The organism is Sporocytophaga myxococcoides, from assembly GCF_000775915.1.
GTDB classification, from domain to species: domain Bacteria; phylum Bacteroidota; class Bacteroidia; order Cytophagales; family Cytophagaceae; genus Sporocytophaga; species Sporocytophaga myxococcoides_A.
Window position 1 is genome coordinate 116,167 of record NZ_BBLT01000001.1, and the last position, 22,772, is coordinate 138,938.

Consider the following 22,772-nt stretch of genomic DNA (forward strand, 5'->3'; position numbering starts at 1 on the left):
TTTAAGTTTGTAGAATAGGATGGAAATTGCAGATCTGATATTAACTGCAAAAGATGAACGAAATATAAAAAGCAGGAAATCGGATATTTCTGTTTACAGGATTATTTTATTCCTAACAACAGCTTTTACTTTACTGCTCAGGTATTTATTTGTAAAGGAAAATCCAGAGGCATTTGATCCGCTTTCTATACGGCTTGTGCTTTCATCAGGGTTAATTCTCATTCTGGTGTTATCTTTTATCTGGAAATACAGGGATAGGATGGCATACCTGAATTACTCGGTTATTTTTTCTTATTCCATATATATACTTTTTCTTATCAGGAGGAATGATTTTGCGACTAATTACCTGTTAGAATTTATATTACTGATAGTAATCATCTGTCTGGCTTTTCAGAACCGTCTTCACCTTAAGATTTATCTGGCATGTATCTTTATTGCTTTCTTTATATCCGCTTTTCTGTATCTGGATTCTTATCTGGATATATTTGTTAAAACAAGCCTGATTGGAATTTTTTGCATTGCTATTGTCACTTTTTTTAGTAGCAGGTTTGAAATTGAAAAGCGCTTAGAAATTCGGGAAAATCTGTTGAATACCATTTTCAATGAATCACCTGATGCTATGTTAATAGCGGATCCTTCAAGTTCTATTATTTTGAATTGTAATGAAAGGGCTATTTCAATCTTTAAGATTCAGGACAGAAGAGATCTGATAGGCAATAACCTTAATTTTCTTCTGAAGTATCCCAACAGCACAGGAGCATGGAATAATTTAAAAAAGAAGGTTGATAAAAGCCGTTTTCTTGTTCAGGAGCTTGAGTTTAAAACAGTGCATGGACAAGCTTTCTGGGGAAGTGAAGCTATTACTGAAATCCAGGTTGGCTCTAAAGCTTATTGGCTGGTAAGAATTTCGGATATCACAGAAAGGGTAAAAGACAAAAAGACGATAGAAGAAAGTCGTAAAATCCTCAATCAGATTATAGATTTGGTGCCACACCCGATATTCCTGAAGGATAATGAAGGAAGGTTTGTTATTGTCAACAAAACGGTGGCTGACAGATATGAGGTAGTTCCTGAAGAAATGGTAGGTAAAAAAGACAGTGATTTTATAGATCCTGTATTATCTGTGGAACTGCTTAAAGATGACAGAGAGGTAATAGAGAATGCTAGAGAAAAATTTATTCCTGAAGAATCTCTGACTTTTTTTGATAGAAATTATACATATCAGACAATCAAAATTCCTTTTTATTTTGAAGATGCTACAAAGCCAGGAGTACTTAGTATTTCCATAGATATTACGGAGCTTAAAGAAGCGGAAAAGGTTATAAGAGAAAGCGAAAGTAAGTATAAGATGCTCATGGAGCAGGCTTCAGACGGTATTTATCTTACTGATAAATTCGGTAATATTCTAAGCGTTAATGCCAAAGCCTGTGAGATGTTTGGCTATACAGATCAGGAGTTTAAAAAACTGAATGTTCGAAGCCTGGTAGATCTGAAAAGCGTAAAAGAAGAACTCATTTTTGCGTTGTTCAATAATGAGCCTGTCATAACAGAACTTGTATGCAAAAGAAAAGACAATTCAGAATTTACAGTAGAGCTTAGTGCTACCAGACTTGATGACGGATTATTGCAAGGAATTATAAGAGATATTACAGCAAGAAAGAAGCTTGAAAAAATTCTTCAGGATAATGAAAAAAAGTTCAGAGCGTTAATAGAGAACTCATCAGATATTATTATGATCCTTAATGAGGATTTTAAAATATCTTATGTGAGTGTTTCTGTGGCTCGTATACTGGGGCACACCTACATTAGTCTTGTAGGTAAAACTATCTTTGAGCTTTTTGATCACGAAGGAATAGACAAGATTTCTAAATTCTTATCAGATACCATTGCTTGTCCAGGCCAGAACCAAACAGTAGAAGAGCTTAAGATTCTTACGCTTAACGGATCTTCTAAGATTGTTGAAATAGTAGCGGTTAATTTACTTAGTGATCCGGTAATTCAAGGTATAGTTCTGAACTGTCATGATATTACCAAGAGAAAGAATACTGAAAATGAATTAATAAATACAAATTTTGAGCTGGATAGCTTTGTTTATAAAGCCTCACATGACCTGAAGGCTCCATTGAGATCAGTGATGGGGCTAATAAAGCTGGCTAAACTTGAAAGCAAAGATTCTACTCAGCATATGTATCTGGATATGATGAGTAAAAGCGTAAATAGCCTTGATACATTTATTAAAGACCTCACCACTTTTTCACGTAATACCAGACTTGATATTGAAGCAAATATTATAGATTTCAGCGTTGTATTGGAAGAGTCTCTCAACAACCTTAAGTACATGGAACATGCTGAAAAGATCAGAATAAATAAGAGTGTTAATATAAATGTAAATTTCTACTCAGATCTTACACGCTTAAGTACCATTGTAAACAATTTAATTTCAAACGCTATAAAATACCATAGATTTGAAAATAATATTCCCTATATTAACATTTCAATTAAGACGGACTACGAGAAGGCAGAGATAGTTGTGGAAGACAATGGGAGCGGGATAGATCCCCTTCATATCAACAAAATTTTTGATATGTTTTACAGAGCTTCAGAAAATTCGTATGGTTCCGGATTGGGATTGTATATTGTAAAGAATGCGGTGAAAAAACTCGGAGGATCTATTAACGTATCTTCAGAGCTTGATGAAGGAAGCTCATTTAAAGTTGTTATCCCCAATCTGGTAAATGATATAAACTAAAAGTAAAAGTATATTTAGATTTTATGAAAGAGGTACAGGTAAATTCTGTAATGCTGGTAGATGATAATGATACAGATAATTTTATCCATAAAAGAGTAATCGAGCTAACCGGATTTGCAAAAAATATAATTGTTAAAAATTCAGGTAAGAGTGCATTGGAATTTTTGGAATCCAACAAGTCTAACCTGGATGCCTTGCCTGATCTGATTTTTCTTGATATTAACATGCCGATAGTTGATGGTTTTGTATTCCTTTTTGAATATGAAAACTTCCCTGATCCGGTTAAAGATAAATGTAAAATAGTTATTCTTTCGAGTTCTGACAGTAAGAGGGATATCGATAGAATCGTTGATAATGAGTATGTGATCAACTTTATCACCAAGCCGCTCTCTGAAGAAGCTCTGGATGATTTAAAAACGATATTGTAATATTCTAAGAAAGTTTATTGTAAAAGCCTCTCGTCAGAGGCTTTTTTATTTCTTCTTTTTTTCTTAAAAACATACATAAAAAAAGGGGCTGCTTAGTGGCAGCCCCTTTGTATTTTATTTTTAGTAAATATAATATTATTTAGAAAGCTTAGCTTTAAGATTGGTATCGATTGCAGAAAGGAATTCCTCTGTGTAAAGGAAATGTTCTCCATGTTTAACATTGCTTCCGTAAACAGATACAGCAAGATCTTTTGTCATTTTGCCGCTTTCTACTGTTTCAACGCAAACTTGCTCCAAAGCTTCGCAAAATTTGATTAGCTCTTGGTTGTTATCTAATTTTCCTCTGAAGGCAAGGCCTCTTGTCCAAGCGAAGATAGAAGCTATTGGGTTTGTAGAAGTTGGTCTGCCTTTCTGATGCTCTCTGTAGTGACGAGTTACTGTTCCGTGAGCAGCTTCTGCTTCAAGTACTTTTCCATCCGGAGTAATAAGTACAGAAGTCATAAGACCTAAAGAACCGAATCCCTGAGCTACGATATCTGACTGAACGTCTCCATCATAGTTTTTACAAGCCCATACAAATTTACCATTCATTTTAAGTGCAGAAGCAACCATATCATCGATCAAACGGTGCTCATAAGTTAAACCTGCAGCTTCGAATTTAGCTTTAAATTCTTTCTCGTAAGTCTCTTCGAAAATATCTTTGAAACGACCGTCGTATTTCTTAAGAATGGTATTTTTAGTTGAGAAATAAAGAGGCCATTTTTTCTGAAGCGCAAGGTTAAAGCAAGATTGTGCAAAACCTCTGATAGACTCATCTGTATTGTACATTGCAAGAGCAACGCCATCACCTTTAAAGTTATATACTTCAAATGTCTGAGCAGCTCCACCATCTTCAGGAGTGAAAGTCAGAGTTAATTTACCTTTTCCTTTGATTACAGTATCAGTAGCACGATACTGATCACCGAAAGCATGACGACCGATACAGATAGGAGCAGTCCAGTTTGGAACAAGTCTTGGAACGTTGTTGGTTACAATTGGCTCACGGAAAACGGTACCATCAAGGATATTTCTGATTGTTCCGTTAGGAGATTTCCACATTTGCTTAAGGTTGAACTCTTTTACACGAGCCTCATCAGGAGTGATGGTCGCGCATTTGATACCAACCTGATATTTTTTTATAGCCTCTGCAGCATCAACAGTTACCTGATCGTTGGTCGCATCACGGTGCTCGATACCAAGGTCGTAGTACTTAATATCAACATCAATGTAAGGAGTGATAAGTTTATCTTTGATAAATTTCCAGATAATTCTGGTCATTTCATCTCCATCAAGTTCCACTACTGGATTTGCAACTTTAATTTTGTTCATTTTTGCAAAAATTAAATGGTTATTTTAAGTTGAATAATAGTTCTTTGCAGGAATCCTGCCTTAATATTGCGGTGCAAATATAGCAGGTAAGAGTCAAGAGACAAGATTTTTGGCTGAGAACGTGCAGGAATAGAGTAGAAATACAGACTTCGTCAGGATATTGTGGGGAATAACGCTGATGACAGTGTTATAAGAGAACTATGGTTAAAAGAAAAAACCTGACCATTGGTGATCAGGTTTTCTCTTTTAAAATGAAATAGTTATTGGCATGTATAGTCGTATTTAATGAAGTAAAGTTCACCATCTCGCTCAACGGTTTGTTTGGTTACAAGCCCGTCCGTATTAGTCTCATAGGTGTAATTAACGGAATGTTTATATTGGAATCGACCTTTAAGGGTCTCGACTACACTTTTTACCAGATATTTTCCTGGATTACCGAATTCATACATTAATTCTTTCTGGGCAGGTTTGTCAAGGTAATATTCAAATTCTACATATGTTGTATCCGGAACTTCAACTCCTTCTTTATTCTCAAATTCCCTGGTTAGGTTGCAGTTGCCATTGATATAGGTAAATAATTTCACTCTTTCTGATGGCTCGTCATTGTCGTTTCTTTGAGTGATGGTTTTGGTAAGTAAATCGTTTTCATAATAGTAATCAGTCCTGTCAATAATCATCGTTCCATTATCAAAAGTATGATGCTCTACTGCTTTGAACGGAAGTTTTTTTTCGTTAATCCAGATGGTATCGTTAATACCAAACGGGTTTTTATTTTTATCAAATAAACTTCCTATGATATATTTGTCAGAGAGAACTGCTTTTGCATATTTTATCTGACTGCTGCTTAAATCGCTGTCATCAGAATAGGTAAATTCTGCAATCTGACCATCCTTTGATCTTATCTGAGTTAAATAAAGCTGTTTGATCATCTTCACTGTATGAAACAGACTTTACATAGCATATGGATTCTGCTGAAGGTGCCGGATTGTCTTTATCTTTTTTACATGAAAAAAGTGAAGTGCATAATAATGCACATAGTAAAATTTTATATTTCATCTTATAAAAAAAGTTTGTTATATGAAGATAATAAAAAAATGCTAAGAAAGACAGGGGATATAACAAAAAAGAGGCGCTTATTTCTAAGCAGCCTCTTTTAGTCTTTTTAAAAAAGTTAATGAATTAATGAATTAATACCCAAATAACTCTTCCAGTTTCAGCTCTCTTACTTTGCCGTATTTTGAAAGCTTTTCAAAATCAATTCTGTCCTTAGATCCGATGATAACATAGGCTTTCTTTTGGTTTCTGTAATACTTGTCATGGAAATCTTTAAGATCAGAAAGTGACAGCGTTTTTATCTTTTCGTAAACTTCTTTTCTGATATCATAATTGATCCCCAGTTTTTTCAGTCTTTCATATTCTGATATAACGGAGAATTTGGTAATCCTCTGTGTATTCACATTTTCTATGATTGAAGTCACTGCATTTTTAAACAACACTTCTGATTGAGGCATGTCTTCATAAAGCTCCAGCATTCCGTCAATTGCTTCTTTAATCTTGTCTGCCTGAGTTCCAATATAAGATGATATATAATTGGGATCATCTTTTCTCCATGCATTTTCATATCTTGATTTTACTGCATAAGCTAAAGCTCTTGATTCTCTTAATTCCTGGAATACGATAGAGCTCATACTGCCACCAAAATATTCATTAAACAAAGCTACCCGCGGAAGTATGGTTTTATCATAGGTAATTGACTTTGATAAGAAAATAACTTCACCTTGCACCATTTCATAATTAGCCCATAGTACCTCGTTTTCGTTTATATCCTTGAGTGTGAATTTTTCAGGAGCTGGGGGAGCTTCTAATGTAGTACCGCACTTATGAATAGAGGTTAGACTTTTATTGAGTTTGGTAGCATCAGTTGGTCCATAATATAGAACACGATGTTTTATAGAATTCAGACTTTTTATGATGTCAGTGAGTTCAGACGGATTCATGGAACGGAGTTGTTCTTCTGAAAGGATTGAAGTAAATGGAGAATGAGGACCATACTTGGCATAGCTTACAAGACCTGAACGAAATATGATGTCTTTGTTAAGCTTATTGTCTTTTCTCGCTTTTAGTGACCTTTCTACAAGATCTTTATAAGCACCAGGATCTTCCTGCGGGGTCTTAAGTATTTTTTCAAAAAGCTTTAGTCCCTGGCTAAAATTTTCCTGCAGTCCTGTAAGCGTGAAATACATAGCATCTGCAGACATAGAGAAAGAATAGGAACATCCTATTTTATAAAACTCTTTTTTCAGTTCTTCGCTTGATAAACCTTTTACTCCCAAATAATCAAGGTAACTGACAGCAAGTCCATATTTTGGGGAGTGTTCTCTTCCGATATCCCATACATAGCTAAGCGTAAATATGTCATTTTCGGTGTTCTTTTTATATGTAACAGGTAGTTTAGTCTTAGTTTGGAATTGTAATAATTCTTTATTGAAATCTATCCAGACAGGCTTAATGCTATCACTGGGCTGATTCATTACAAATTCAAAGAAAGGAGAGTGATCTTCTCTGTTTACAGGTACGGGGGATATTTGAGGCTTTGGTACTTTTTTGATAGTGGTATCAGTACCTGTAAATTTATAAACAGCCACATAATTTGAATCAAATCTTTGCTTTACAAATTCTATGATTTGTTCTTTGGTAATAGATGAAAGGATGTCGGTTTCTTCCACACTTCTCTTCCATGGTTCTCCTGTAATAAAGCTCTCTACAAATGCATCAGCTCTGGCTTTATTACTTTCATAAGACTTCATCTGAGACATCTTGATATCATTGATAGAGGCTTTAATTAACCATTCTTCAAATTTTCCTTTCTTTAATGAATCTAATTGGGCGAGTAATAATATCTTAAGATCTTCCAGAGACTGACCTTGTTTCGGTCTTCCTCCCATTACAAAGATAGAATAATCATTTAATGCCATGTCATAAGCAAAAGCCGAAAGTACTTTTTGCCGCTGATTAAGGTTTAAATCTATCAGACCTGCCTGTCCATTGGTAAGGAGCAGGCTTATTAGTTTTAAATAATAAAAATCAGGAATAAAGTTCTGTTTAACTTCTTGTCCTTTTATGCCGTTGAATCTGAAAGCCATAGTAAGGTTTTCTGCATCAGGTCCGTAAACATTAATTTTTTCAGGACTCTTAATCGGGCTTTCTGTAGGAGGGACAAATGGAGAAACTGCTTTTTCCTTTAGCTTACTAAAGCTTTTATCAATGATTCTGATCGCTTTTTCAGGATCGAAATCACCGCTCATGCATATTGCCATGTTATTAGGCACATAATATCTTTCAAAATACCTTTTTATTTCTGTTATAGAAGGATTTTTCAGATGCTCTACTGTTCCTATAGTCGTCTGGGTTCCGTATTGATGTTTTTGGAAAAGTCCTGCCATCATAGCCTCATATACTTTTCTCCTGTCGTTATCCAGCCCTCTGTTTTTTTCTTCATAAACAGCTTCAAGTTCAGTATGGAACAGTCGAGGAACGACGATGCTGAAACGTTCACTTTCAATTTCAGCCCACCTTTCCAGGCTGTTAGAAGGAATATCGTTTACATAAACAGTCTGTTCGAGAAATGTATAAGCATTAGTTCCAGTAGCTCCAATGTTACTTAACATCTTATCATATTCATTGGGAATACTGAAATTAGCTGCAAGTAGAGAAGTGGAGTCTATTTTTTGGTATAGCCTTGTTCTTTGATTCTCATCCCTGGTTGTCCTGTATGCTTCATAAAGGTTTTCTATTTCCTTTAGTAAAGGTTCTTCTTTAGCCCAGTCCTTTGTTCCGATCTTTGAAGTGCCTTTGAAAAGTATATGTTCCAGATAATGTGCGAGACCGGTATTGGTTGCAGGATCATTTTTGCTTCCTGCTCTTACAGCGATGTATGTCTGAATTCTTGGAGCATCTTTGTATACTGTCATATACACTTTCAATCCGTTTTTCAGAGTATATATCCTGGTTTTCAGTGGATCATTTGTAACTGTTTCAAAAGTATATTCACCCGAAGAATGTCTTTCTGTAACATACTTAGAAGGTTGTCCCAATACCCATAACGGGAATAGGAATAAAAGGAAAATTCTCCTGATCATTTGACTAATATGAACTATGGTTTGAAAATTATTGATATTAACTAGGGAAACCCCTTAGTGGTTCTAAAAGTTATTTCCAGCGAAATTTAAAAAATAAAAATGATAGCTTGATTAGAATTCAGATTCAAGACCGAATCTTTTTCTTAATTCATCAATGATGGGATATTTCTGGGTAAGGTAGTTTAGCTTCTCTTTTGGAGTGTAAATTAACTTTACTTCATCCTGAGAGGAGAGTTCAGCTTCAAGCTGGAGGGTTTTATTGCTAATCTTGCTTCTCAGAAAATCAAGCAGAGAAGCTCTCATTTCATTTATTTGATCTTGCTGGATGAAATTATCAAGTTTGATTTTGATAATATTACCATCCACCAAATCATATGCTCTGTCAATAATAAAGTATTCGTTCATTTTTCCTTCATTTCTCAGCATCATGGCATATTCCTGCCAGTATTTCATGAGTTCTTTCGGGTCAATGGGCTTATTTACAGTGATCAGATCTGATGCTGATACTGTTTCGGTTTTCTTTTCAGGTACTTTAGTGTCGGCTCCTTTTTGGAGATCTTTCAGACTGGGAAGCTTAATCGTTGATTTAAGCTCTGATTTTTCAGCAGCGGCGGGTTTGGGAGCTGCTGGACCGATATTGGTTTTGGATTCGGAAAGCGCCTCTGCAGGCGCCCCGGATCCAGTATTATTTACTGTATCAGCTTTTTTTTTTAACTCCTCAGGCATTGCCCGGAGTTCAGCACCAAGATTTATAGCCTGATTTAGAAAGGCCATCTTCATAAGCGCCAATTCTATCAGAAGTCTCGGGTTTTTGCTGTTTTTGAATTGAAGATCACATCCGCTGATAATATTCAGGCATGACATAAGAAATGAAATAGATGTTGCTTCTGCCTGAGAACCATATTTCTGTTTCACCTCATCTGATACTTCAAGAAGTTTGAGTGTTGCAGCGTCTTTGCATACAAGTAAGTTACGCAAATGCTCACCTAGTCCGATAATAAAGTTATGGCCGTCGAACCCATCTCTCAGAATTTCATCATATACAAGCAATGCGCCTGATACATCCTGACGATTCAGTAAGTCTGTCATCTTGAAATAATAATCATAATCAAGAATATGAAGATTGTCTATTGTACACTTGTATGTTACTGTGTTATCGGAAGAGAAGGTAACGATCAGGTCAAACAGAGAAAGCGCATCTCTCAGAGCTCCATCTGCCTTTTGAGCAATCAGGTGTAATGCCTGGGTTTCGGCTTTAATAGATTCTTTCTCAGCTATTCTTTCAAGATGGGATGCAATATCTTTTACGGAGATTCTGCTAAAATCAAATATCTGACAACGTGAAAGAATGGTTGGTATAATCTTGTGCTTTTCAGTCGTTGCAAGGATAAAGATAGCATATTTCGGAGGTTCTTCCAGTGTCTTAAGAAATGCATTGAAAGCCGCATTGGAGAGCATGTGAACCTCGTCTATGATATAGATTTTATATTTTCCGTACTGAGGTGGGTATCTTACCTGGTCTACAAGGTTTCTGATATCATCAACAGAGTTGTTAGAAGCGGCATCGAGCTCGTGTACGTTAAATGACGCATTGTTATTAAAGCTTTTGCATGATTCACATTCATTACATGCTTCAATTTCAGAGGTAATGTTTTCGCAATTGATTGTTTTGGCTAAAATACGGGCATTAGTAGTCTTACCGACTCCTCTTGGTCCACAAAAGAGAAATGCCTGTGCTAAATGCTTATTTTTAATGGCATTTTTTAGCGTTGTAGTTATATGAGACTGACCGACAACTGTTTCAAAAGTAGTCGGACGGTATTTCCTTGCCGAAACAACAAAATTTTCCATCCTCGCAATTTATATAATTTCTGGTATTTTTTAAACGGAAGGAACGCCTAAATTGGATACTTTATGCGGAAAATTTCGATTTTTAATTTTAAAACAGCTTATAAGGCTGAATGTTAAAAGCTTAATGCGAAAGGCTGAAAGCAAAAAGATAAAAGTGCTTTTAAAGTTGTGGTAAGGAAGTTGATTTTGAAAATCTATAAAAATTAAAACTGTTGCCCTTTCGGACAACAGTCTGCTGGTAATTTATTAAAGGTTAGTTTGATAATATTTTAAAAAGTCTTGCAGTTTTTTTTCAGGATTTTCATCAAATAATCTTTCTTCTTCCACATGACCACAATGATTAAGAATAGTCACCTTGCATTTTTGCTCTTTTCTGGCAAATTCAAAAGTTCTGAGTACTATATCCCTTTTAGTTGGGCTTCTGAAAATAACTCTGTCAGAAATGGCTTCTTTTGCTTCCCAGCAAGAGCCAGCCGGCACAATGCTAATTGATCTGTTCATATCTTTAGTGGGTTATTCTGTTTGTGATGATTTTAATTCAAAAACACCTTTTATCAAAAAAGGTTTAATATTTAACATATCAGTAACAAATATTTTTTAAATTTTCAATTCTAAAATACTTACTAATGAAAGCTTTTATTGCTAATCTTTTTATATTATTACTATCTCTTTCATCAATGGTTTTTGCTCAGAACGGACTTTTGCATTCCGGACCTATGCCGGGCTTTTCAGGAAAAAACCATGTGTTAATCTGGCTTCAGACCAAAGAGCCGGCAACTGCATATCTCAAATATTGGATATCTAAAAACACTGCAGGTTACCTGTTGAGTCCCGAAATAGTATCCGATAAAGAAAGTGGAAATACTTTTCATTTTGACATTCGAAATCTTAAATCTGGAGAAAGATATCAGTATGAGGTATATATAAATAATATAAGACAGGAGTTAGAGGAACCCTTATACTTTAGAACACAGTTTGATTCTGCAGTTAGTGAGGAGTTCTCTTTTGCAACTGGGAGTTGTGCATATACAAAAGAACCTGATACTGAAAGTGAAGAATATAGAGGTATTTATAATATTTATAATTCTATTGCGGACCTTAAACCAGACTTTATGCTTTGGTTAGGCGATAATGTATACTTCGAAAATACTGATATTGCAAGTAAACAAGGAATGTTGCATAGATATACATTCTCAAGAGGTAATCCTTACTTGCAAAAACTATTAAGAACTTCTCATCACTATGCCATCTGGGATGACCATGATTTTGGACCCAATGACGCGGACAGCTCTTTTAAGAACAAAGCCATAAGCAATGAGATGTTTAATTTATTCTGGTGCAATAATGATTTAACAAGGTTCAATAGGAATAATAGTATTGCAAATATATTCTCGTGGAATGATGCAGACTTTTTTCTTCTTGATGACAGGACATTCAGGGCCCCTGCAAAGAGTGCAAGAGCAAATAAACAGCTGCTGGGAAAGGAGCAGATAGAATGGCTCATTAAGGAACTTAAAGGAAGTAAAGCATCATTTAAGTTCATCGCCATGGGAGGCCAGATGCTGAATCCTGATAAGGTATTTGAAAATTACTCGAGATATAAAAAGGAATGGAAGTACTTTTTAAGTGAGCTGGATAAAAGCGGAGTAGGAGGGGTAATACTCCTGACAGGTGACAGACATTTTTCTGAAGTTACAATGATGCCCAGGGAAAATAATTATCCCTTATATGAGCTGACAAGTTCTCCTCTTACCTCCAGCATAGCGAAGAGGGAGATGGGACATAATAAATTGAGAATCGAGGGCTCTTTGACTGCTGAAAGGAACTTCAGTATAATTACTATTGGTGGTGAGGGAGAAAAACGATTTGTTAATATGATTAGTTATTCAAATAGCGGAAAACCATTGTGGGAAAGGAAAATTTATAAATCTGAGATTTATTAAGGTAAGAGAAAAATAACCATTCCTTCATCATTATATAGCAAATAAAAGGGTATTATGCTAAAGAAGAGCTGGAATGTTTTTTTAAATTATTATAGCTCTAAACTAGACTTTTTGTCCTAATGATGTAAAAATTTTCTTTATTTGATCAGCTGTGTTGGAACTTTTGATGATAGAATTGTTTACCCCTACGCGTTCAGCTATTTTTTGCTGTTGCCTATCATCAATATTATGAACGAGTAGCAAGTAATCATCTGGAAATTTTTCTTTCAAATGCTGTAATGTTTGCATAGAAAAGTCCGCAACAAGTGAATCAATTACGACAAGATACAGATCTTCTTTTTTCTGAAATGATTCATTGATAAAATCTTTCATTAAATTGTATACACGAAATTCCAGAAAACCTCTCTCTTCAAGTTCTCTGTGCAAGCTGCCAAAGCTTGTCTTGCTGTTTTCCAGAAGAATTAATCTGTTCATATCAATCTATTTATTTTACAGCATAACAATGGTATTCATAGGATAGTTTGTGGATTTTTTTCCATGAATTCCCGAACGTGAGTATATGTGTAAAATGTTAAATGATATAAGGTAAAAACATTGGAGAATATGCAAATTATTAGTCCGGCTTTTAGAAACGGAGAGAGGATTCCTCTTGAGTATACGTGTGAGGGAGCAAGTATCAATCCCGAGTTACAGTTTTTGGATGTTCCAGAAAATGCCCAAAGTCTGGTTTTGTTGTTTGAAGATCCGGATGCCCCGACAAAAATATGGGCTCATTGGGTTGTCTTTAATATGTCAGCTGATTGTAAAGGAATTTCAAAGAATTCAGAGCCTGACGGGATCGAAGGAATATCTTCCGGAGGCACTCTTGGCTATGAAGGGCCATGTCCGCCTGCGGGAGAACATCATTATATCTTCCGTTTATTTGCATTGGATAACAAACCTGCCATTCCTGAAGAGTCAGATAGGAGAATGCTTTTAAATTATATTAAAGGGCATGTGATAGAGGAAGCAACTCTTATTGGAACCTATGAACGGCAAAAGACAAAGGCAGGAGCAGTGAACAGAAACAGCAAACAGTAAAACAATTTATAGAAATAGAAAGGATAAAAAAAACATTTGAAAATCAGGATACACAAGTTATTTTCAGACGCGGGGTAAACGGACAGTTACTCATACATCTCTTATTCTGATTTAACTATCACTCTTTAGTTTAGCTTATTCTTTCGCTTTTTATTCAATTTAAAATTACTTAATGCTTCATGGTAACTATTCGCTATTCGCTGTTACTATTCACTGTTCCTGTTCCTGTTTTTGAACTTTTATGAAAAGATCTCTGTATGATATTTAACCCAATTTAAGAAGAGAATTTTCAAATACTTTTTCAGCAGGGTGCTGAGGGTAAAATTTTATTTTATAGGCGCGATGAGACAGCTTAAAATTACACAATCTTTAACAAACAGAGACAGTTCTACGGTAGAGAAGTATTTCAACGAAGTGTCAAAAGCAGAACTTCTGACACCGGATGAAGAAGCAATTCTTGCAAAGAAAGTAAGAGAAGGAGATGAGGCCGCTTTGGAAAGATTAGTAAAAGCCAATCTTCGTTTCGTTATATCTGTAGCGAAACAATACCACTATGGAGATATACCTCTTAATGATTTGATCAATGAAGGTAATATTGGCCTTATTAAAGCTGCTCAGAAGTTCGATGAAACAAAAGGGTTTAAGTTTATTTCATATGCAGTATGGTGGATCAGACAATCTATTCTGGATGCTTTATCCAAAAATGGAAGATTTGTAAGGTTACCATTGCACAAGATTATGGAACGCTCTAAAATTAAGCAATTCAGTTCAGCATTTGAGCAAAAATTTGAGCGTGAACCAACACCTGAGGAAGTTGCTGAACATGTTGACTGCAAACCTCAGGAAGTGGTGGATTTAAATCCAATAGGAGATAAACCAACATCACTTCAAGCTGAGTTCGATGATGGAGAAGGTTGTATGTTAGATATCCTGAAGCATTCAAATTCATCTAATCCTGATCAGGATCTGATGTTTGATTCTGTAAGAAAAGATATAGATCGTATTTTAAAAAAACTTTCAGAAAGGGAAAGGGAAGTTATACTTAGATTTTTTGGACTTGGCAGGGAATACAGCGAATCATTGGAAGACATCGCAGCATCTATGGGGCTTACCAAAGAGAGAGTGCGACAGTTAAAGGAATGTGCATTACGCAAGCTTAGATCGGGGGTAAAACCGGAATTGTTGACAGCATATTTTTAGATGATTTTTGCAAATCTCCCTAAAAAGTTATTTTTAAGTTGTTTAATGTGTTTATAGCTAGGTGGTTAACAAAATTCATGAATATGGGTTTTTTTAATAAAGGAAGTAGTCATGAATGAAACATACAACGTCTGTTCAGAGAAAATTGAATCCATGAAAAAGTGGATAGTGGATTATTTGGAAGACGAAAGTGCTGTCGTTCTGATTTCTGAAGGACAGTGTGATAAGGATAGTAAGGAAACGAATGTGATGATTTTATACCCAAATCAGGAAACGGTAATAGGGAAATCGGTAGGTTTTTTCAAGATCAAAAAACATTTAACAGAAATTGAGCAGACAGATATTCCTTGTCTGTTTAACGGAAAGCTTTGTAAGGAGATGAAACCTTGGAAGTTAACAATAGACAGTCATGCGGAACACCAGTTTGTATTGAAGCAAAGATTGTAGAATATATTAATGAGTTAATACTAAAAAAAGATGCCTGCGAAGAGTATCTTTTTTTAGTATTTAACCTCATCATTATTAGTTTTTTTAATCATCAGATCTGTCAAAACCTTTGAGATCTGTATTTTCAATTTCATTGTCATCAATTGTTCCTTTTGTGCCTTTATGAATTGATTCAACATTCTTCCTGATTTCTTCATCTGCGATTCCTGCTCCGAAGGGTAAATGCTCTTCTTCATGGTGTTCAAAAGAAGGTGTTTCACTTGAGAATTTTTTAGCTTCTTTTTTCTTCATGTGTTTAGGCATTTTCAGAGAATCTCTGTTGCTTCCGATTTTTCTTGGGCGGACTTTCTTCACAACCATATCCATTTCAAGCGGAGGATTAAAGCTTTCATCTTCCAAGCGCACATTTTTGTCAACGTTTATTCGGGATGTAATTTCCTCCTGGATGGATTGATTATCCTTTAAATCTTCTTCATTAAGGGTAACGTCCGCTAGATCTTTGTCGCCTTCAACTACAGCTGCAAGATCCAGAATCTGGTTCATAATATCCGGAAGATCTTCCTGAGCAATTCTCCATAGAGGATGCAAATCAAGCTCAAGGGTTTCGTCAAAATTCGCATATTGCAAGCCTTTCAGCATATCCCAATCGATCTCTCCATATTTATCTCTGAACTCATCACTCAGCATTGCAGAGGCTCCACCAATCATAACAAGTTGTTCAATTACTGCTTGTCTTTCATTATCTGAAATACTAAACTCCGAGAAATCATCTCTTCCGATATAACTTTGTATTTCTCTTATGGAATCGGCCATATCCAGAAGCCTGATTCTATCTTCACTTACCATTGCCATAATCCATTACTTTTCTATTTCTATTTAACAAGAAAATTCATCCTTTGCGTTTCCTAAAACTGATTGCATTAAGTTTTTTGTTATTGTGGAAGTAAGGGAAATTAAATTTACCAGGAATGCAGTTATCTTTTGAAGAAGATGCATTGATTTTAATTGCCGGAACCGGACAATTACCAGAAAGGGTAAAGCATAAGGTTACTGGTATCGACGATCCTAAACTCTTGCAACGGTTAGAAAAGGGATTGTTGACTTTTCTTCATATTATCAGCCCTGACTTTGATGCGATCTTATATTTAGCAAAGGTTGCAAAAAAGAATTTTGTCCCCTTCCATGTGCTTGGTAAAGTAGATCGCAACAATCCTGATAAAGTAATTAATTTCAAAGTAAGAAAAAAGCTACGAAGGCAGGGAGTAAAGAATGTGTATCTTACTGATGACCTAAAAGAATGGAATGCTCTTTCATTCAGATTAAAAAGGATGCGAACCAGAATGTGTAATGAACATGGCCCTTTTGATTTTATTGGAGACATTCATGGATGTTATGAGGAGCTGAATGCTTTACTTGATAAGCTTGGTTATGTTACTACAGATGCTATAAAAAATAGTACTCTTCAAAAAAAATATTTTCATCCTGATAAAAGAAAATTAGTTTTCCTGGGAGACATGGTGGACAGAGGGCCGGCAAGTGACAAGGTAATGGAACTTATTCTAGAATTGAATGATCAGAATATAGCTTATGCTGTCCTTGGAAACCATGACGAGAAATTTTTACGCTACCTGAAAGGTAATCCTGTCAGGGTAAATAGTGGGCTGGAAAGAACAATAAGACAGTTTGAGAGGAAGTCTGAAGCATTTAAAAATAATGTAATACGTTTTCTGAAAGTCCTGCCTTCTCATTACGTCTTGGATGATGGGCGTATTATTGCTGTTCATGCGGGTATCAGGGAAGATATGCAGGGGAAGGATAAGAGAGAAATAAAAGACTATTGTGTTTTTGGTGAGCCAGGAGAAACGAAAAAAGATGACGGACTACCTGTAAGGCAGGATTGGGGCCGAGATTATAATGGGAAAGCTAAAGTTGTATATGGACATACTCCGGTAAAAGAGCCGTTTTGGATTAATAATTCTATAGATATCGACAGTGGATGTGTCTTTGGGGGAAAGCTTACTGCACTTAGATATCCCGAAATGGAACTTATTTCGGTAAATGCTTTCGATACATATTCTTCGGGAGTTGATTTTGTGGACTTTAGAAAAGAGTGGAATCTGAAGGATTAAAATTTAGTTTGAATTAAAAGAGAAAAGAAAGAGAGTTAGACTGAATCTTATGAAAGATGTATCTCTTGCATTAACTATACTTACAGCCATGATCACACCTGCCGTGCTGATTTTGGCTACCACTTCGCTTATTGTAGCTACCAGTCAGCGCCTGGGCAGGAATATTGATCGTGCCAGAAACCTGTCTGAAAGACTGATCAGAAATTTATTTACCAAAAAAGCACTATCGGAAAAAGAACATGTTTATAATCAGTTAAATAAGGTTACACGAAGAACAAGGTTATTGCAAAGAGCTATGACTATACTCTATGTAGCTTTGAGTGACTTTGTTGCTACCAGTATATGCATCGGCGTTGTGGAAATAGTGAATATCCGTTTTACATGGTTGCCTTTGGTCCTTGGGATAATTGGTTCAGGATTAGTATTCTATGCAACTCTGTTGTTGATTTCAGAATCAGGTATAGCATTGATTGCCGTAAGAGAAGAAATGAATTATGTTTTGGATGTCGGAACTGAAAAGTTCAACTCCAGGCATGAGGAAGATGATATCTGAAATTTATTGAATCCTTTGATTGCTGTAATATCTGTATTCAGAACTAAATTAATTTTATTCCACTTACCGGTATTTTTTTGCAGCTCACCGATTTTAATTTTTATTTTTTTATGCGCTTTCTATTTTTGACATATCAATAAGAAAAAATATGAAAAAAGATAATTGTTCAAATATGCAAAACTCATCTATCGATGCTTTCTGGTCAGCCCTGTTTTTTATTGGTATCGGAGCCGTTCTATTATTTAAGAACCTTGAAATATTAATACTACCTTCTTATGTATACACCTGGAAAATGCTTTTGATTTCTTTTGGTGTTTATAATATCCTGCTCCGAAACTGGATGTTCGGTCTTACTATGGCTGCAATTGGCACTTTCTTTATATTACCCGAAGCGCTGAACATTCCAAAGTTAGAGTTTGGGAAAATATGGCCGGCAATTTTCATATTAATAGGCTTAGGTATTTTCTTCAAAATGATCTTTCCAAAAAAAAAAGTATTAATCGATTTTAAAAGAGATTCAACAATAGATATAACTGAAGAAAATTATATGGAAACTACTGTCATCTTTAGCGGAGCTGAGAAGCAAATTAGCTCGTATGATTTTAAAGGGGGAAAAGTAACAGCAATCTTCGGAGGTGCTGAAATAGACCTTACCAATTGCTACCTTTCCAAAGAAAACAATGTAATTAATATTGTTGCAGTCTGCGGAGGTTTGACACTGGTTGTGCCACATGAGTGGAATGTTCGTTCTGAACTGGTTACAATTATGGGAGGTTTTGAAGATAAAGCAGCACCTAAAGATAAAAATGCTTACATTGATCCTGCTGCAGAGATTGTGCTTAAAGGAACTTTGGTAATGGGAGGCGTTGAAATTAAAAGAGGGTAAGATGATTCACCCTTTTACCGGAAAAATTAAACAACTTTATTTTTATATCACTGTTTGGGTATTGATTTCAATTGCTCATACAGTGATTGTATTTATTTTATATCAACAGGCCCTTCTCCAGGCATTTCTGGATGCAGCGGTTTTTAATTTTTTATTTTCCTTCACTGGACTTAGCCTCTGGTACATGGTCAGGTATCTTAATTTTGCAAATCAGACTTTCTATTTTATCTGTACAAATTACCTGGGAGCGGCAGTGGTATATGTATTATTATCTGTTGGTTCAGGTTATTTGATATTGAATGCAATAAATACTGGTAATTCTGAATACTTAGAGTTTCTTGACGACTCTTTACCTTGGAGATGTATTTCCGGAATCTTTTATTTCCTGGCTTTTATTTTGAGTTATTATTTGATAATGTTTTCCAGGACTATAAAGGAAAAGCAGTTAAAGGAGGCTGAGCTGAAGTCTGCTATTCAGGAAACAGAGCTGTCGATGTTGAAATCTCAGCTCAATCCTCATTTTATATTCAACAGCCTTAATTCAATCAATGCATTGACTATACTTGATCCGAAAGCTGCAGGTGAAATGATTGTCAATCTTTCCACCTTTTTAAGAAAATCCCTTGATCAGGGCAAGATCTCCTTAATCAATATTGAAGAAGAGCTTGAAACCATAAATTTGTATCTTGATATTGAAAAAATACGTTTTGGAGAAAAGTTGCGGATAGGATTAGATATTAATGATTCTGTGATTGGTTCCTTAATACCACCAATGTTGCTCCAGCCATTGGTGGAGAATGCTGTGAAGCACGGAGTTTATGAAAGCCTTGAAAGTATTGTAGTTTCAATCAATGCTCAACTTATAAATGATTTCTTACATATTTCTATTGAGAATTCATTTGACCCTGAAATAAAAAAGGAAAGCCGCAAAGGAATAGGGTTGAGGAATGTTGCGCAAAGATTATTCCTTACTTTTGGAAGATCTGACCTGTTAAAAGTTAAAATAGAACATCATAAATTTCGTGTAGATGTTCTTATTCCTCAAAAACAAATATGACTAAGTATAAGGTAATCATTACGGATGATGAGCCACTGGCAAGAAGTCTTATAAGATCGTATCTGAAAGATGATTTTGAAATGGAAGTAATTGCTGAATGTGGTGATGGTTTTTCTGCATTAAAATCTGTTCAGGAATTGCAACCTGATCTTCTTTTTCTGGATATACAAATGCCTAAGCTGACAGGTTTTGAAATGCTTGAGCTGATGGAAAGTCCTCCTTTGATTATTTTTTCAACAGCTTTTGATGAATATGCACTAAAAGCGTTTGAAATGAATGCTGCAGACTATCTTCTGAAGCCTTACTCCAGAGAGCGGTTTGAACAGGCAATTAAAAAAGCAAAAGTAAGGCTTCAACAAGGTAAATCTGTAATTGAAGCTTCTGGAATCAACAATACCTTAAAACAAAAGGTTGGTACACTAGAAAGGATCGCAGTTAAAACAGGCAATAAAATCAATGTGGTTCAGGTAAATGATGTTTTTTATATTGAAGCACAGGACGATTATGTTATGATTTATTGTGAAGCAGGAAAATTTTTAAAACAGCAAACGATGAAATATTTCGAAGATGCTCTTGATCCTGCAATTTTTATGAGGGTTCACAGATCTTATATTGTTAACCTTAATGAGATTACTCAGATTGAGCCTTATGAAAAGGACAGTCATCTTATTGTCTTACGTAACGGAGCTAAAATACCTGTAAGCAGAAGTAATTATTCCGAATTGAGAAAGACCCTTAATTTTTAATCTTCTATATAAGCCTGTTTTAAACATCAATCAATACAAAGAGTATTCATAGGTGTAATTGTTGCTCTATGACACCAGCAGTTTACATTCTATTGGCTAAAATGTTCCTGTTCTGGATTAATGAATGGTTTATAACATTAGTTGTGCTGCTTATCATGTTTATTGGTTTTGAAACAGGTTTCAGGATGGGAATTAAAAGCCCGGCTGTGAGCGATGAAAAGAGAAGGAGTGTAGTTACAAATTTTCAAGTAGGCTTGATAAGTCTCCTTGGACTAATGATTGCATTTACCTTTGCAATGGCTGTTTCCAGATTTGATGATGGTCGTACTCTTTTATCAGAAGAAACGGATGCGATAGAAACGGCTTATTACAGATGCGACCTTTTACCTGTTTCCACCAGGAGACAGCTGCATAAAGCATTAAGAGAATATATTGATATAAGGCTTTTGTTTTATCAACCCAATCTGGATGAGTCCAAAGTTTTCGGCTGTAAATAATCATACCAGAGAAATCCAGAATAAATTATGATCCTATACTCCTGAAATTACGAAGGAATTACCTGACTATCTGGCAGCGGTTGTAATTGAATCTCTGAATAAACTTATCGATGCGAGTAATAAACGTTATATAGCTATGGAGAATCATGTTCCAGAGCCAATCTTTTTCCTATTGTTTCTGATATCTGTCTTAACCAATGTCGCAGTTGGGTATAGCTGTGGAATTGCTTCAGACAGACATATATTCTTTACCCTCTTGTTTTCATTATGTGTGTGCACTATTTTCTATAGTGATATTATAGATCTGGACAGGCCAAGGAGAGGAATGATACTGGTAAGTCAGGTTAGTTTGATAGAATTGAAAAAAACAATAGAGAAGAAGCATATATAGGCAGAAAAAAATCAAGCTTTCACTATGCTGAAAGCTTGATGTCTTTTTCTGTTATTAGTTCCCATTTTTTTGCGATCAATGCTTCTTTAGTGATGATAAGGCTGATCGGGTTTTCTTCTTCCTGTACTATAGGATAGGGACTTAATCTGAAACTGTTTTTATTTTGATGATAGGAGTTAATTTTGTATATCCTTCCTTTAGGATTTCTTAATATATCTTCAGGTTTCAGTTCAATTGCTTCGGTAATTAAAGTTTTCTCTTCCATTTTAGTATAATCATTTCCATTAGTCTTTATAAAGGCTGAAAAATGTGATTGCTGTAATTTCTTACACGGTGATTAATTCGAATTAATATTCAGTTTCATCAAACTCAGCCTTCGGGTTATAATTAATTAACCATGTGAGTAAATAACCAGCATGAAATACATTTTGTTTGGATTAAACAAAGAAGCGTTTTGGAAAAAATTAGTTTAAGGGCATCAAATCTGTATTTATTTCATATTCATGATCTTTTAAAGGCAGTGGTTAAAATAGAATATAGTTCAGGATGTTTATTTTTAAACTTATCAGGATTTTCAAAAAAGTATTCACAAACAACAGCGAAAAATTCTGCAGAATTGGTAACGCCGTAAGGGTTAATATCAGAATGCCCCTTTTTGATTTTTTCTATTTCCTTATACATCAAGTCTGTCCAAGGCCTAACCAGGTTAGGGGGTAATATTGATTTCGGAATGCCATCAATAGATCCATCAGTTTCGTCAATAAGATGAGCGAATTCATGAAAGCCAAGATTATCCTTACCATTCATATATGCAAATCCACGAATGAGGGATTGCATGGATAGAAGCATAATATGCCTGTTCTGAAAAGGTCTAACCTGTCCGAGTAATGTTCCACCACGCTCAGGATCATTTGGCTGATTAGGATTTACTTCTTCATCGTAAATCAGTATTTCAACAAGATTGAAATAGTCCCATTCATCAAAATAAAATATAGGAATAATAGCACTCGAAGCAGCAAGTAGCCGAAGTTCATCACTTATTTCAATCTCTACTCCGGTGATTCTTATATTATTGAGAAATAATTTGATCTTATTTTCATATCTTATTTTTTGAAGATCATCAAGTTCATGGTAAAAAGATATTGCTTTGTTCAGGAATTCTTTCCAGCTTTCAGGGAATGGTTCATTCAGAATTTTCTCCTTTTTCTTTTTCTCACTTTTTATCCAGAATGAAATAAAAAAAACAATACCTGCAATAGCGATTATCAAAAAAAGGAAGGGGAATAGATAAAAAGATGGAAACATTAT

Annotated in this window: 22 protein-coding genes; 13 read left to right on the forward strand and 9 right to left on the reverse strand. The window is 35.2% G+C overall.

Annotated features, from left to right (window positions below):
• The first annotated feature begins 19 nt into the window (after positions 1–19).
• On the forward strand, positions 20–2,749 hold the full coding sequence (locus MYP_RS24615) for a PAS domain-containing protein (RefSeq protein ID WP_052429842.1): 2,730 nt from the start codon (positions 20–22) through the stop codon (positions 2,747–2,749).
• Positions 2,750–2,772: 23 nt separating this feature from the next.
• Entirely contained in the window at positions 2,773–3,177 is a 405-nt protein-coding gene (locus MYP_RS00535; RefSeq protein ID WP_231569984.1) for a response regulator, read from the forward strand.
• A gap of 135 nt (positions 3,178–3,312) precedes the next feature.
• Here MYP_RS00535 and MYP_RS00540 read toward each other — a convergent pair whose 3' ends face one another.
• The 5 genes from MYP_RS00540 to MYP_RS00560 all read right to left on the reverse strand — a co-directional run bounded on the left by MYP_RS00540 (position 3,313) and on the right by MYP_RS00560 (position 11,036).
• Complete coding sequence (locus MYP_RS00540) at positions 3,313–4,545, reverse strand: isocitrate dehydrogenase (NADP(+)) (protein ID WP_045457035.1); 1,233 nt, start codon at positions 4,543–4,545, stop codon at positions 3,313–3,315.
• Between the two features lie 260 nt (positions 4,546–4,805).
• Positions 4,806–5,474, reverse strand: coding sequence for a hypothetical protein (locus tag MYP_RS00545; protein ID WP_045457039.1), 669 nt, complete (start codon positions 5,472–5,474; stop codon positions 4,806–4,808).
• 258 nt (positions 5,475–5,732) lie between these two features.
• Positions 5,733–8,684: a M16 family metallopeptidase gene (locus MYP_RS00550; protein WP_052429843.1), complete on the reverse strand. Its 2,952-nt coding sequence runs from the start codon at positions 8,682–8,684 to the stop codon at positions 5,733–5,735.
• A gap of 111 nt (positions 8,685–8,795) precedes the next feature.
• On the reverse strand, positions 8,796–10,535 hold the full coding sequence (locus MYP_RS00555) for a DNA polymerase III subunit gamma/tau (RefSeq protein WP_045457042.1): 1,740 nt from the start codon (positions 10,533–10,535) through the stop codon (positions 8,796–8,798).
• A gap of 246 nt (positions 10,536–10,781) precedes the next feature.
• Positions 10,782–11,036 carry a hypothetical protein gene (locus MYP_RS00560; protein ID WP_045457045.1) on the reverse strand — a complete coding sequence of 85 codons (255 nt, stop codon included), beginning with the start codon at positions 11,034–11,036 and terminating at the stop codon, positions 10,782–10,784.
• 125 nt (positions 11,037–11,161) lie between these two features.
• Between MYP_RS00560 and MYP_RS00565 the strand changes: the two genes are divergently transcribed.
• Positions 11,162–12,478: an alkaline phosphatase D family protein gene (locus MYP_RS00565; RefSeq protein ID WP_045457048.1), complete on the forward strand. Its 1,317-nt coding sequence runs from the start codon at positions 11,162–11,164 to the stop codon at positions 12,476–12,478.
• A 102-nt stretch (positions 12,479–12,580) separates the two neighbouring features.
• Here the strand turns inward: MYP_RS00565 and MYP_RS00570 are convergent, their stop codons facing one another.
• The gene (locus tag MYP_RS00570) at positions 12,581–12,952 is read right to left on the reverse strand and encodes a hypothetical protein (protein ID WP_045457051.1); all 372 of its coding nucleotides are present in this window, start codon (positions 12,950–12,952) and stop codon (positions 12,581–12,583) included.
• A 129-nt stretch (positions 12,953–13,081) separates the two neighbouring features.
• Between MYP_RS00570 and MYP_RS00575 the strand changes: the two genes are divergently transcribed.
• The 3 genes from MYP_RS00575 to MYP_RS00585 all read left to right on the forward strand — a co-directional run bounded on the left by MYP_RS00575 (position 13,082) and on the right by MYP_RS00585 (position 15,205).
• Positions 13,082–13,558, forward strand: a complete 477-nt coding sequence (locus tag MYP_RS00575) for a YbhB/YbcL family Raf kinase inhibitor-like protein (protein ID WP_045457054.1) — start codon at positions 13,082–13,084, stop codon at positions 13,556–13,558.
• Positions 13,559–13,900: 342 nt separating this feature from the next.
• Complete coding sequence (locus MYP_RS00580; RefSeq protein ID WP_045457057.1) at positions 13,901–14,758, forward strand: sigma-70 family RNA polymerase sigma factor; 858 nt, start codon at positions 13,901–13,903, stop codon at positions 14,756–14,758.
• Between the two features lie 111 nt (positions 14,759–14,869).
• The gene (locus MYP_RS00585; protein ID WP_045457061.1) at positions 14,870–15,205 is read left to right on the forward strand and encodes a hypothetical protein; all 336 of its coding nucleotides are present in this window, start codon (positions 14,870–14,872) and stop codon (positions 15,203–15,205) included.
• 84 nt (positions 15,206–15,289) lie between these two features.
• Here the strand turns inward: MYP_RS00585 and MYP_RS00590 are convergent, their stop codons facing one another.
• Positions 15,290–16,057, reverse strand: coding sequence for a HepT-like ribonuclease domain-containing protein (locus MYP_RS00590; RefSeq protein ID WP_045457064.1), 768 nt, complete (start codon positions 16,055–16,057; stop codon positions 15,290–15,292).
• A gap of 116 nt (positions 16,058–16,173) precedes the next feature.
• Between MYP_RS00590 and MYP_RS00595 the strand changes: the two genes are divergently transcribed.
• The 7 genes from MYP_RS00595 to MYP_RS25915 all read left to right on the forward strand — a co-directional run bounded on the left by MYP_RS00595 (position 16,174) and on the right by MYP_RS25915 (position 21,464).
• Positions 16,174–17,334 carry a metallophosphoesterase gene (locus MYP_RS00595; RefSeq protein ID WP_052429844.1) on the forward strand — a complete coding sequence of 387 codons (1,161 nt, stop codon included), beginning with the start codon at positions 16,174–16,176 and terminating at the stop codon, positions 17,332–17,334.
• A gap of 49 nt (positions 17,335–17,383) precedes the next feature.
• A complete protein-coding gene (locus MYP_RS00600; protein WP_045457067.1) occupies positions 17,384–17,887 on the forward strand; it encodes a DUF2721 domain-containing protein in 504 nt (167 codons plus the stop codon).
• Between the two features lie 148 nt (positions 17,888–18,035).
• On the forward strand, positions 18,036–18,773 hold the full coding sequence (locus MYP_RS00605; RefSeq protein WP_045457069.1) for a LiaF transmembrane domain-containing protein: 738 nt from the start codon (positions 18,036–18,038) through the stop codon (positions 18,771–18,773).
• A 1-nt stretch (position 18,774) separates the two neighbouring features.
• Entirely contained in the window at positions 18,775–19,830 is a 1,056-nt protein-coding gene (locus MYP_RS24620; protein ID WP_052429845.1) for a sensor histidine kinase, read from the forward strand.
• Entirely contained in the window at positions 19,827–20,576 is a 750-nt protein-coding gene (locus tag MYP_RS00615) for a LytR/AlgR family response regulator transcription factor (RefSeq protein ID WP_045457072.1), read from the forward strand. Before MYP_RS24620 ends, MYP_RS00615 begins: the two co-directional genes overlap by 4 nt.
• Positions 20,577–20,644: 68 nt before the next feature.
• Entirely contained in the window at positions 20,645–21,073 is a 429-nt protein-coding gene (locus MYP_RS00620; RefSeq protein ID WP_045457075.1) for a hypothetical protein, read from the forward strand.
• A 70-nt stretch (positions 21,074–21,143) separates the two neighbouring features.
• The gene (locus tag MYP_RS25915; RefSeq protein WP_442196392.1) at positions 21,144–21,464 is read left to right on the forward strand and encodes a hypothetical protein; all 321 of its coding nucleotides are present in this window, start codon (positions 21,144–21,146) and stop codon (positions 21,462–21,464) included.
• A 22-nt stretch (positions 21,465–21,486) separates the two neighbouring features.
• Here the strand turns inward: MYP_RS25915 and MYP_RS00625 are convergent, their stop codons facing one another.
• Together MYP_RS00625 and MYP_RS00630 are read right to left on the reverse strand one after the other, a co-directional pair.
• Positions 21,487–21,729 carry a hypothetical protein gene (locus MYP_RS00625; protein ID WP_045457078.1) on the reverse strand — a complete coding sequence of 81 codons (243 nt, stop codon included), beginning with the start codon at positions 21,727–21,729 and terminating at the stop codon, positions 21,487–21,489.
• Between the two features lie 236 nt (positions 21,730–21,965).
• Positions 21,966–22,769, reverse strand: coding sequence for a zinc-dependent peptidase (locus tag MYP_RS00630; protein WP_052429846.1), 804 nt, complete (start codon positions 22,767–22,769; stop codon positions 21,966–21,968).
• Between the last annotated feature and the right edge of the window lie 3 nt (positions 22,770–22,772).

Excerpts from the sequence above, each read along its gene's own strand:
- MYP_RS24615 (WP_052429842.1), top strand. The coding sequence starts at position 20 with ATGGAAATTGCAGATCTGATATTAACTGCAAAAGATGAACGAAATATA.
- MYP_RS00535 (WP_231569984.1), top strand. The coding sequence starts at position 2,773 with ATGAAAGAGGTACAGGTAAATTCTGTAATGCTGGTAGATGATAATGAT.
- MYP_RS00540 (WP_045457035.1), bottom strand. The coding sequence starts at position 4,545 with ATGAACAAAATTAAAGTTGCAAATCCAGTAGTGGAACTTGATGGAGAT.
- MYP_RS00545 (WP_045457039.1), bottom strand. The coding sequence starts at position 5,474 with ATGATCAAACAGCTTTATTTAACTCAGATAAGATCAAAGGATGGTCAG.
- MYP_RS00550 (WP_052429843.1), bottom strand. The coding sequence starts at position 8,684 with ATGATCAGGAGAATTTTCCTTTTATTCCTATTCCCGTTATGGGTATTG.
- MYP_RS00555 (WP_045457042.1), bottom strand. The coding sequence starts at position 10,535 with ATGGAAAATTTTGTTGTTTCGGCAAGGAAATACCGTCCGACTACTTTT.
- MYP_RS00560 (WP_045457045.1), bottom strand. The coding sequence starts at position 11,036 with ATGAACAGATCAATTAGCATTGTGCCGGCTGGCTCTTGCTGGGAAGCA.
- MYP_RS00565 (WP_045457048.1), top strand. The coding sequence starts at position 11,162 with ATGAAAGCTTTTATTGCTAATCTTTTTATATTATTACTATCTCTTTCA.
- MYP_RS00570 (WP_045457051.1), bottom strand. The coding sequence starts at position 12,952 with ATGAACAGATTAATTCTTCTGGAAAACAGCAAGACAAGCTTTGGCAGC.
- MYP_RS00575 (WP_045457054.1), top strand. The coding sequence starts at position 13,082 with ATGCAAATTATTAGTCCGGCTTTTAGAAACGGAGAGAGGATTCCTCTT.
- MYP_RS00580 (WP_045457057.1), top strand. The coding sequence starts at position 13,901 with ATGAGACAGCTTAAAATTACACAATCTTTAACAAACAGAGACAGTTCT.
- MYP_RS00585 (WP_045457061.1), top strand. The coding sequence starts at position 14,870 with ATGAATGAAACATACAACGTCTGTTCAGAGAAAATTGAATCCATGAAA.
- MYP_RS00590 (WP_045457064.1), bottom strand. The coding sequence starts at position 16,057 with ATGGCAATGGTAAGTGAAGATAGAATCAGGCTTCTGGATATGGCCGAT.
- MYP_RS00595 (WP_052429844.1), top strand. The coding sequence starts at position 16,174 with ATGCAGTTATCTTTTGAAGAAGATGCATTGATTTTAATTGCCGGAACC.
- MYP_RS00600 (WP_045457067.1), top strand. The coding sequence starts at position 17,384 with ATGAAAGATGTATCTCTTGCATTAACTATACTTACAGCCATGATCACA.
- MYP_RS00605 (WP_045457069.1), top strand. The coding sequence starts at position 18,036 with ATGAAAAAAGATAATTGTTCAAATATGCAAAACTCATCTATCGATGCT.
- MYP_RS24620 (WP_052429845.1), top strand. The coding sequence starts at position 18,775 with ATGATTCACCCTTTTACCGGAAAAATTAAACAACTTTATTTTTATATC.
- MYP_RS00615 (WP_045457072.1), top strand. The coding sequence starts at position 19,827 with ATGACTAAGTATAAGGTAATCATTACGGATGATGAGCCACTGGCAAGA.
- MYP_RS00620 (WP_045457075.1), top strand. The coding sequence starts at position 20,645 with ATGACACCAGCAGTTTACATTCTATTGGCTAAAATGTTCCTGTTCTGG.
- MYP_RS00625 (WP_045457078.1), bottom strand. The coding sequence starts at position 21,729 with ATGGAAGAGAAAACTTTAATTACCGAAGCAATTGAACTGAAACCTGAA.
- MYP_RS00630 (WP_052429846.1), bottom strand. The coding sequence starts at position 22,769 with ATGTTTCCATCTTTTTATCTATTCCCCTTCCTTTTTTTGATAATCGCT.